Here is an 8809-nt window from a genome sequence, read left to right as displayed (position 1 = left end):
CCCCCCCCCCCCCCCCCCCCCCCCCCCCCCCCCCCCCCGCCCCCCCCCCCGGCCCCCCGCCCCCGCGACCACCGGTATGACCCGCGCGGACCTCGCCGAGCTTCGCCGCCGAAGGATCGGCATCGTCTTCCAGCAGCCCAACCTGCTGCCCTCCCTCACCGCCGTCGAGCAGCTCCAGGTCATGGCGCGGATCGACGGGCGCTCCCCGGCCGGGGCCCGCGTCCGGGCCATGGAACTCCTCGACGCCGTCGGCCTGGCCGGCCAGGCGGGCCGGCGCCCCCACCGGCTCTCCGGCGGCCAGCGCCAGCGCGTCAACGTCGCCCGCGCCCTGATGAACGAGCCCACCGTGCTCTTGGTCGACGAGCCCACCAGCGCCCTGGACCACGAGCGCGGCGCCGCCGTCGTCGACCTGATCACCCGCCTCACCCACCGGCAGGCCACCGCGACCGTCCTGGTCACCCACGACCGCGCCCACCTCACCGCGGTCGACCGGGTCGCCGAGATGCACGACGGGCGTCTGCGCCTGCCCTCCGCGGCCGGGTAGGCCCGCACACCGGGCGGGGCCGGTTACCCGCCTGGTGATCGACCCCGGCACGTCCGGGTGCCAGAATCGTGCGCGTACGGAAACCCGACCGGCCGGAAGGACACCCCGCCCATGCCCGCCTACGCCATAGCCCACCTGCGGGAAGCCGCCCCGCACCCGGAGATCGCCGAGTACATCGAGCGCGTCCCCGCCACCTTCGAGCCCTACGGCGGTCGCTTCCTCGTGCACGGCGCACAGCACGAAGTCAAGGAGGGGAGCTGGCCCGGGCACGTCGTGGTGATCGGCTTCCCCGGGATCGCCGAGGCGCGGGCCTGGTGGGACTCACCGGCCTACCGGGAGATCGCACCACTGCGCTCCCGGCACATCGCCGGCGACATCATCCTGGTCGAGGGCGTCGCCGCGGGATACGACCCGGCCGCCACCGCCAAGGCCATGCGGGAGGCCCCGCCCGCCGGGTGAGCCGGACGGGCCGGGGCGGCCGGGAACCGGTCAGGATTCGAGAAGCGCGGGCCACCCGGCCGTCCTAGCCTGATCGCATGGACATCACCATTCACACCGTCTTCCTTCCTCATGACGACCCGGAGGCGTCCCTGGCCTTCTACCGCGACACCCTCGGCTTCGAGGTGCGCACCGACGTCGGGGAGGGCCGGATGCGCTGGATCACCGTCGGCCCCGCCGGCCAGGCCGGCACCTCCGTCCTCCTGGCGCCGCCTGCCGCCGACCCCGGGATCACCGAGGACGAGCGCCGCACCATCGCCGAGATGATGGCCAAGGGCACCTACGGCTGGATCCAGCTGGCCACACCGGACCTCGACGGCACCTTCGAGAAGGTGCTGGCCAAGGGCGCCGAGGTCGTCCAGGAACCGGTCGAACAGCCGTACGGCGTGCGCGACTGCGCCTTCCGCGACCCCGCGGGCAATCTGGTCCGCGTCCAGGAACTGCGCTGAGCCGCCCGGCCGTCGGCGGAAAGGAGGACCGCCATGTGCCGCCCCGCGTGGAGAGGCGCAACGGTCCGGGCGCGGCGTCCGGGCGAGTTCGCACGACTGCGCCGCGTCCGCGACAGGATCGGCCGGGAGTACGCGCGGACGCCGGACGTCGAGGCGCTCGCCCGTGACGCGGGCGTGTCCGCCGCATGCCCCGGCCGGTTCCGGCCGGCCTGCGGCAGATCGCCGCACGCGTACCTGGTGGCGCGCCGGGTCGAGCGTGCCAAGGCGCCACCGGCGTCCGGTGCTGTGGGATGGTGGCCGTGTGACGCTGGAGGATCTCGTCCGGCTGCGCCGGGCCCGCGACCTGATGGACCGCGACTACGCGGAGCCGCTCGACGTCCCGGCGCTGGCGCGGACGGCCCTCATGTCGCCGGGCCACTTCTCCCGCTGCTTCCGCGCCGCCTTCGGGGAGACGCCTTACGGCTACCTGATGACGCGCCGGATCGAGCGTGCCAAGGCGTTGCTGCGGCGCGGTGACCTGTCGGTGACCGAGGTCTGCTTCGCGGTCGGCTGCACATCCCTGGGGTCGTTCAGCTCCCGGTTCACCGAACTGGTCGGCGAGAGTCCGAGCGCGTACCGGGCCCGCCGGCACGACGAGGGCGCCGCCGTCCCGGCCTGCATCGCCAGGGTCCACACGCGGCCGGTCAGGAACCAGGGGACGAAACCCGCTTCCGGTCCGTAGCGTGGGGCCCATGGACACCAAGCTCTTACCGTGCTCCGTCGGCGTCGGCGACCACAGCGAGGCGCTCGCCCTCCGCCGTGACGTCCTCGGCCCGGAGGTGCGCGACCACGCCTTCCGTGACCCCGTGGGCGACGGGCCGCGCTCCGTCCGGGCCCGCACGCGGTGAGACCCGGCACCGGCACCGGCAGACGAGAGAACACTCATACCGTTCGGATCCGGCCGGAACGAGCCGGCCGACAGATGGGGGACACGATGGGGGACACGATGAGCACCGCGGCGAGGACGGACACGCGGGCGCCCGGGCCGCACGCGGCCGACAGCCATGACCTGATCCGCGTGCACGGCGCACGCGTGAACAACCTCAAGGACGTCAGCATCGAGATCCCCAAGCGCCGGCTGACGGTGTTCACCGGGGTCTCCGGGTCGGGCAAGAGCTCGCTGGTGTTCGACACGATCGCCGCCGAGTCGCAGCGGTTGATCAACGAAACCTACAGCGCCTTCGTCCAGGGCTTCATGCCCACCCCGAACCGGCCCGAGGCCGATGTACTCGAAGGCCTGACGACCGCGATCATCGTCGACCAGCAGCGGATGGGCTCCGACCCCCGCTCCACCGTCGGCACCGCCACCGACGCCAACGCGATGCTGCGCATCCTCTTCAGCCGGCTCGGCAGGCCGTACGTCGGCCCGCCCGCCGCGTTCTCCTTCAACGTCGCCTCGGTCTCGGCGAGCGGCGGGTTCACGGTCGACCGCGGCGCAGAGAAGACCAGGACCGAGAAGGTGACCTTCAGCCGCACCGGCGGAATGTGCACGCGCTGCGAGGGCCGGGGCACGGTCTCCGACATCGACCTCACCCAGCTCTACGACGACTCCAGGTCGCTCTCCGAGGATCCGTTCACCATCCCCACCTACACCGGGGACGGCTGGGTGGTGCGGGTCATCACCGAGTCGGGCTTCTTCGACCCGGACAAGCCGATCCGCGAGTACACCAAGAAGGAGCGGTACGACTTCCTGCACCGCGAGCCGACCAAGGTGAAGGTCAACGGTGTCAACCTGACCTACGAGGGGCTGATCCCGAAGATCCGGAAGTCGTTCCTCTCCAAGGACCGGGAGTCGATGCAGCCGCACATCCGGGCCTTCGTGGACCGGGCGGTCACCTTCACCGAGTGCCCCGAGTGCGACGGCACCCGGCTCAGCGAGCAGGCCCGGTCCTCGAAGGTCGAGGGGATCTCCATCGCCGACGCCTGCGCGATGGAGATCCGCGACCTGGCCACATGGGTCCGCGGCCTCGACGAGCCGTCGGTGGCGCCGCTGCTCACCGCGCTGCGGCAGTCCCTCGACTCGTTCGTGGAGATCGGGCTGGGCTACCTCTCGCTCGACAGGCCGTCGGGCACGCTGTCGGGCGGCGAGGCACAGCGGGTGAAGATGGTCCGCCACCTCGGCTCCTCCCTCACCGATGTCACCTACGTCTTCGACGAACCCACCACGGGTCTGCACCCGCACGACATCCAGCGGATGAACAACCTGCTGCTGCGCCTGCGCGACAAGGGCAACACCGTCCTCGTCGTCGAGCACAAACCCGAGGTCATCGCCATCGCCGACCATGTCGTCGACCTCGGCCCCGGCGCCGGGGCGGCCGGCGGAGTCGTGTGCTTCGAGGGCACCGTCGAGGGCCTGCGCGCCGCGGACACCCCCACCGGCCGCCACCTCGACGACCGGTCCGCCCTCAAGGAGACGGTGCGCAGGCCCGCCGGCGCCCTGGAGATCCGCGGCGCGACGGCGCACAACCTGCGAAACGTCGACGTCGACATCCCGCTCGGGGTGCTCTGCGTGGTCACCGGCGTCGCGGGTTCCGGCAAGAGCTCGCTGGTGCACGGAGCGCTGCTGCGCCGCTCCGAGGCCGACGGCACCGGCGTGGTATGCGTCGACCAGACGCCCATCCGCGGCTCCAGGCGGAGCAATCCGGCCACCTACACCGGTCTGCTCGATCCGGTGCGCAAGGCGTTCGCCAAGGCCAACGGTGTGAAACCGGCGCTGTTCAGCTCCAACTCCTCGGGGGCCTGCCCCGTCTGCAACGGCGCCGGCGTCGTCTACACCGACCTGGCGATGATGGCCGGTGTGGCCACCGTCTGCGAGGAGTGCGGGGGAAAGAGGTTCCAGGCCTCGGTGCTGGAGCACCGTCTCGGCGGGCGCGACATCAGCGAGGTGCTCGCGATGCCGGTGTCCGAGGCGGCGGAGTTCTTCGGCGCCGGCGAGGCGCGCACCCCGGCCGCGCACCGGATCCTCGGCCGGCTCGTGGACGTCGGCCTCGGCTACCTCACGCTCGGCCAGCCGCTCACCACGCTGTCCGGCGGCGAGCGGCAGCGCCTCAAACTGGCCACGCACATGGGCGAGAAGAGCGGTGTCTACATCCTCGACGAGCCGACCACCGGTCTCCACCTCGCCGACGTCGAGCAGCTGCTCGGCCTGCTCGACCGGCTGGTGGACTCCGGCAGGACGGTCATCGTCGTCGAGCACCACCAGGCGGTCATGGCACACGCCGACTGGATCGTCGACCTCGGCCCGGGCGCCGGACACGACGGCGGCCGGATCGTCTTCGAGGGCACGCCCGCCGACCTCGTCGCCTCCCGCTCCACCCTCACCGGCGAACATCTCGCGGCCTACGTCGGCGCCTGAGGCGGAGTCTCCGGGGAGAACTGGGGGGAACCGCTCCGGCCGGAGCGGTTCCCCGTCCGGACGCGTCGACGCGGTCGACGGCGGTGAGGACCGCATCAGGCTGCCCGACGCGGCGGCAGCGCCCGAACGACAGGGAGGCGCCACAGTGGCACCCAATGGCACCTAACAGCGCCATTACGCGCCACCAGGAGCACATGGACCTGCGTGACGCCACACTTCCGCGAATCACCTGCCTGAAGTTCTCGCAGTTCAAGGCGGTAAATACCGAACTCTTCCACGTGAGACGCCCCACGGGCTTGCGCATGGCACCACATGGTGCCACCATGACGCCATGGACCTCACCCCGTATGTCGACACCTTGCGCCGCGAACTCGCGGTGGCCGCCGAGGCCGGCGGAGGCGAAGCCCGCGAGCTGGCCGAGAGGCTCACCACCCCCCTGGAGTCGGCAGCCCGGCTGATCATGCTCAACGTGCTCTCCGCCGCGATGGACGAGATCACCCGCGAACTCGCTCCCGGCTCGGTCGACGTACGGCTGCGCGGACTCGACCCCGAGTTCGTGGTGGCGCTGCCCGCCGACAGCGCCCCCGTGGACCCCTCCGCGCCCGTCGAACCGCTCACGCCCCCGGCCCCGGCCGACGGCGAGGAGGGCGGCACCGCCCGCGTCAACCTGCGCCTGCCGGCCCACCTCAAGGCCCGGGCCGAGGAGGCCGCGAACCGCGAGGGCCTGTCGGTCAACGCATGGCTGGTGCGCGCCGTGTCCGCCGCGGTCGACGGCGGCCACCGCTCCCGCCCGGCGGAGAGAACCCAGACCATCGGACAGAGCTACACGGGCTGGGTGCGCTGAGGCCACGCCCGGCGCCCGCACCACTTCACCCACACCACGTCCCACCAGCGGGGACGACGCCAAGACCCAGGAGGACGGGACAGTCATGCCTTCTTTCGACACCCCCGAGCCGATTTCGGCCACGGCGCACGTGGAGGCCGGTTCCATCCGGTTCACCGCGGGCGACCGCCTCGACACCGTCGTCGAGGTGCGCCCCCGGGACCCGGGGCGGGACCAGGACACACGGGCGGCCGACCAGACCGAGGTCGCGTACTCGTGCGGTGCGCTGACCGTCAGAACGCCCAAGCGGCGCCACCTCGTCGGGCGCACCGGCATCGTCGACGTGACGGTCGAACTGCCCGCGGGCTCACACGTCGACATGACCGGCGCCTGGGCCCAGGTGCTCGGCGAGGGCCGGCTCGGCGAGGTCCGGGTGAAGACCTCCTCCGGTGATGTCCGCCTCGACGCGACCGGGCCGCTGAAGCTGACGGCCTCCCACGGCTCGATCACCGTCGACCGGATCGAGGGCCCGGCCGAGATCACCACCAGCTCCGGCAGTCTGCGTGTCGGCGCCGTCCGCGGTCCCGCCGTCCTGAAGAACTCGCACGGCACCACGACCGTCGGCACCGCGGCGGACGAGCTGCGGGTGAGCGGCTCCAACGGCGACATCGACATCACGCGCGCCGAGGGTCCGGTCCTCGCCACCACCGCGCACGGCACCCTGCGCGTCGCCGAGGTCGCTCGCGGGTCGGTCCGGCTGGAGACCTCCTACGGCGCCATCGAGGTCGGCGTCCGCGAGGGAACGGCCGCCTGGCTCGACGTCAGCTCCGGCCGCGGGCAGGTACGCAACACACTCGCCGCGTCCGAGGTCCCGGAGAAGGCCGAGGACACCGTCGAGGTACACGCCCGGACCCGGTACGGCAACATCGACATCCGCCGCGCCCGGGTCTGAACACCGGCCTCGCGGGGCGGCCCGTTCCCCGCCGCTCCACCACACTTCACCACTTCGGCCTCCAAGAGGGAGGACTCCATGCCTTCATCTGTCATGCCCACGTCCAGAAAACACGGCGGTCCGCGGCAGCCCGCCGCCGTCTCCGCCACCGGGCTGCGCAAGTCCTACGGCGACAGGACCGTCCTCGACGGCGTCGATCTGCGCATCCCGGCCGGGTCCGTGTTCGCGCTGCTCGGCCCCAACGGCGCCGGCAAGACCACCACCGTCAAGATCCTCTCCACCCTCGTCGGCGCAGACGGCGGCCAGGCCCGGGTCGCGGGCCACGACATCGCCTCGTCACCGCAGGCCGTACGCGCCGCGATCGGTGTCACCGGGCAGTTCTCCGCCGTCGACGGCCTGATCACCGGCGAGGAGAACATGCTCCTCATGGCCGATCTGCACCACCTGTCCAGGCGTGAGGGGCGGCGGGTCACCGCCGGACTGCTGGAGCGCTTCGGCCTCACCGAGGCCGCGAAGAAGCCCGCCTCCACCTATTCCGGCGGTATGAAGCGGCGCCTGGACATCGCCATGACGCTCGTCGGCGCCCCGCGCGTCATCTTCCTCGACGAGCCGACCACCGGCCTCGACCCCCGCTCCCGCCACAACATGTGGCAGATCGTCCGCGAACTGGTCTCCGGCGGCGCCACCGTCCTCCTCACCACCCAGTACCTGGAGGAGGCCGACGAGCTCGCCGACCGCATCGCCGTGCTGCACGACGGCAGGATCGCCGCCGAGGGAAGCGCCGACGAGCTGAAGCGGCGGATACCCGGCGGCCATGTACGCCTGCGGTTCACCGACCCGGCCGCCTACCGGTCCGCAGCCGGCACCCTGCACGGCGCCGCACGCGACGACGAGGCCCTCGCGCTGTCCATCCCCGGCGACGGCACCCAGCGAGAGTTGCGCTCCATCCTCGACCGGCTGGACTCGGCCGGGATCGAGGCCGACGAACTGACCGTGCACACCCCCGACCTCGACGACGTGTTCTTCGCCCTGACCGGCGGCACCGACCAGTCCTCCGAGGAGGCCGTCCGATGAGCTCCCTGTCCCTCGCCGTCCGCGACTCGTCCACGATGCTGCGGCGCAACCTGCTGCATGTGCGGCGCTACCCGTCCCTGACGCTGAACCTCCTGCTCACGCCGGTCGTCCTCCTGCTGCTGTTCGTCTACGTCTTCGGCGAGGTGATGAGCGCGGGCATCGGCGGCGCCGGCCGCTCCGCGTACCTCGCCTACCTTCTGCCGGGCCTGCTGATGATGACCATCGGCAGCACAGTGGTCGGCACCGCGGTGTCGGTGTCCATGGACATGTCCGAGGGCATCGTCGCCCGCTTCCGCACGATGGCGATCCACCGCGGCTCCGTGCTCGTCGGGCACGTCGTCGGCAGCGTGCTGCGGTCGGTCGCCAGCGTGGTCCTCGTCGGCGCCGTCGCCGTCGCCCTCGGCTTCCGGTCCGCGAACGCGACCGCCCTGGAGTGGCTGGCGGCGTTCGGGCTGGTGGCGCTGGTCGCCCTGGCACTGACCTGGATCGCCGTCGGAATGGGCACGGTCAGCCCGAACGCCGAGGCGGCGAGCAACAACGCGCTGCCACTGATCGTCCTGCCGCTGATCTCCAGCGCCTTCGTCCCCGTCGACGCGATGCCGGGCTGGTTCCGGCCGATCGCCGAGTACCAGCCCTTCACGCCGGCCATCGAGACCCTGCGCGGCCTGCTGCTCGGCACCGGTATCGGCCACAACGGCCCGCTCGCCGTGGCCTGGTGCCTGGGCCTGGCCGTGCTCGGCCACCTCTGGTCCAGGTCGCTCTTCGACCGCGACCCGAGTTGACATCCTCGCCGCCCTGAAGGACGGCGAGGATGTCAACTGCTTCCCGGCGACGCGCTGCACAACTTCCGGGAGGCCCTCGCCTCCGACGTCGGAGAACGCTGACCGCCGGTCACCGCACGCCCGGCGGGGCGCACTCCCCCGCCGGCCGGGCCAGCGCGTCGACGGCGGCGGAGAACAGCCACGGCAGCCGCTGCGCCGCGGGGAGCAGCGCCGCCCGGGCGGGAGGCGGCCCGGTCGCCGCGAGCAGCGCGCGGGTCAGCAGGCGGTAGCGCCGGGTGAGCCGTCGCCAGTCC

The 8809-nt window shown here is 72.3% G+C and carries 9 protein-coding genes and 2 pseudogenes; 10 read left to right on the top strand and 1 reads right to left on the bottom strand.

All coding sequences use genetic code 11. The features are described from left to right. Positions 1-67: 67 nt before the first annotated feature. The 10 genes and pseudogenes from AC2CJA_RS20310 to AC2CJA_RS20265 all read left to right on the top strand — a co-directional run. Positions 68-544 (top strand): annotated as a pseudogene (locus tag AC2CJA_RS20310) (ABC transporter ATP-binding protein); the annotation flags it as partial. A gap of 111 nt (positions 545-655) precedes the next feature. Continuing rightward, positions 656-1003 (top strand): DUF1330 domain-containing protein, encoded by a 348-nt coding sequence (locus AC2CJA_RS20305; RefSeq protein WP_484604114.1) that lies wholly within the window; start codon positions 656-658, stop codon positions 1001-1003. 77 nt (positions 1004-1080) lie between these two features. Continuing rightward, positions 1081-1491, top strand: a complete 411-nt coding sequence (locus tag AC2CJA_RS20300) for a VOC family protein (RefSeq protein WP_484604113.1) — start codon at positions 1081-1083, stop codon at positions 1489-1491. 346 nt (positions 1492-1837) lie between these two features. Next, the gene (locus AC2CJA_RS20295) at positions 1838-2212 is read left to right on the top strand and encodes a helix-turn-helix transcriptional regulator (RefSeq protein WP_484604116.1); all 375 of its coding nucleotides are present in this window, start codon (positions 1838-1840) and stop codon (positions 2210-2212) included. 10 nt (positions 2213-2222) lie between these two features. Continuing rightward, positions 2223-2378, top strand: a complete 156-nt coding sequence (locus AC2CJA_RS20290) for a hypothetical protein (protein ID WP_484604112.1) — start codon at positions 2223-2225, stop codon at positions 2376-2378. A 98-nt stretch (positions 2379-2476) separates the two neighbouring features. After that, entirely contained in the window at positions 2477-4885 is a 2409-nt protein-coding gene (locus tag AC2CJA_RS20285) for an ATP-binding cassette domain-containing protein (RefSeq protein ID WP_484604111.1), read from the top strand. 331 nt (positions 4886-5216) lie between these two features. Further along, the gene (locus tag AC2CJA_RS20280) at positions 5217-5729 is read left to right on the top strand and encodes a toxin-antitoxin system HicB family antitoxin (protein WP_484604110.1); all 513 of its coding nucleotides are present in this window, start codon (positions 5217-5219) and stop codon (positions 5727-5729) included. An 85-nt stretch (positions 5730-5814) separates the two neighbouring features. Next, positions 5815-6660, top strand: coding sequence for a DUF4097 family beta strand repeat-containing protein (locus tag AC2CJA_RS20275; protein ID WP_484604109.1), 846 nt, complete (start codon positions 5815-5817; stop codon positions 6658-6660). Between the two features lie 93 nt (positions 6661-6753). After that, positions 6754-7734 (top strand): ATP-binding cassette domain-containing protein, encoded by a 981-nt coding sequence (locus tag AC2CJA_RS20270; RefSeq protein ID WP_484604115.1) that lies wholly within the window; start codon positions 6754-6756, stop codon positions 7732-7734. Continuing rightward, positions 7731-8516 carry an ABC transporter permease gene (locus AC2CJA_RS20265; protein ID WP_484604108.1) on the top strand — a complete coding sequence of 262 codons (786 nt, stop codon included), beginning with the start codon at positions 7731-7733 and terminating at the stop codon, positions 8514-8516. Before AC2CJA_RS20270 ends, AC2CJA_RS20265 begins: the two co-directional genes overlap by 4 nt. 109 nt (positions 8517-8625) lie before the next feature. Here AC2CJA_RS20265 and AC2CJA_RS20260 read toward each other — a convergent pair. Then, positions 8626-8809 (bottom strand): annotated as a pseudogene (locus AC2CJA_RS20260) (NAD(P)/FAD-dependent oxidoreductase); the annotation flags it as partial.

Source organism: Streptomyces sp. ATLC9 (assembly GCF_057196705.1).
Note: the sequence above shows the minus strand (reverse complement) of the source record. Positions and strands in the feature narration are given on the sequence as shown.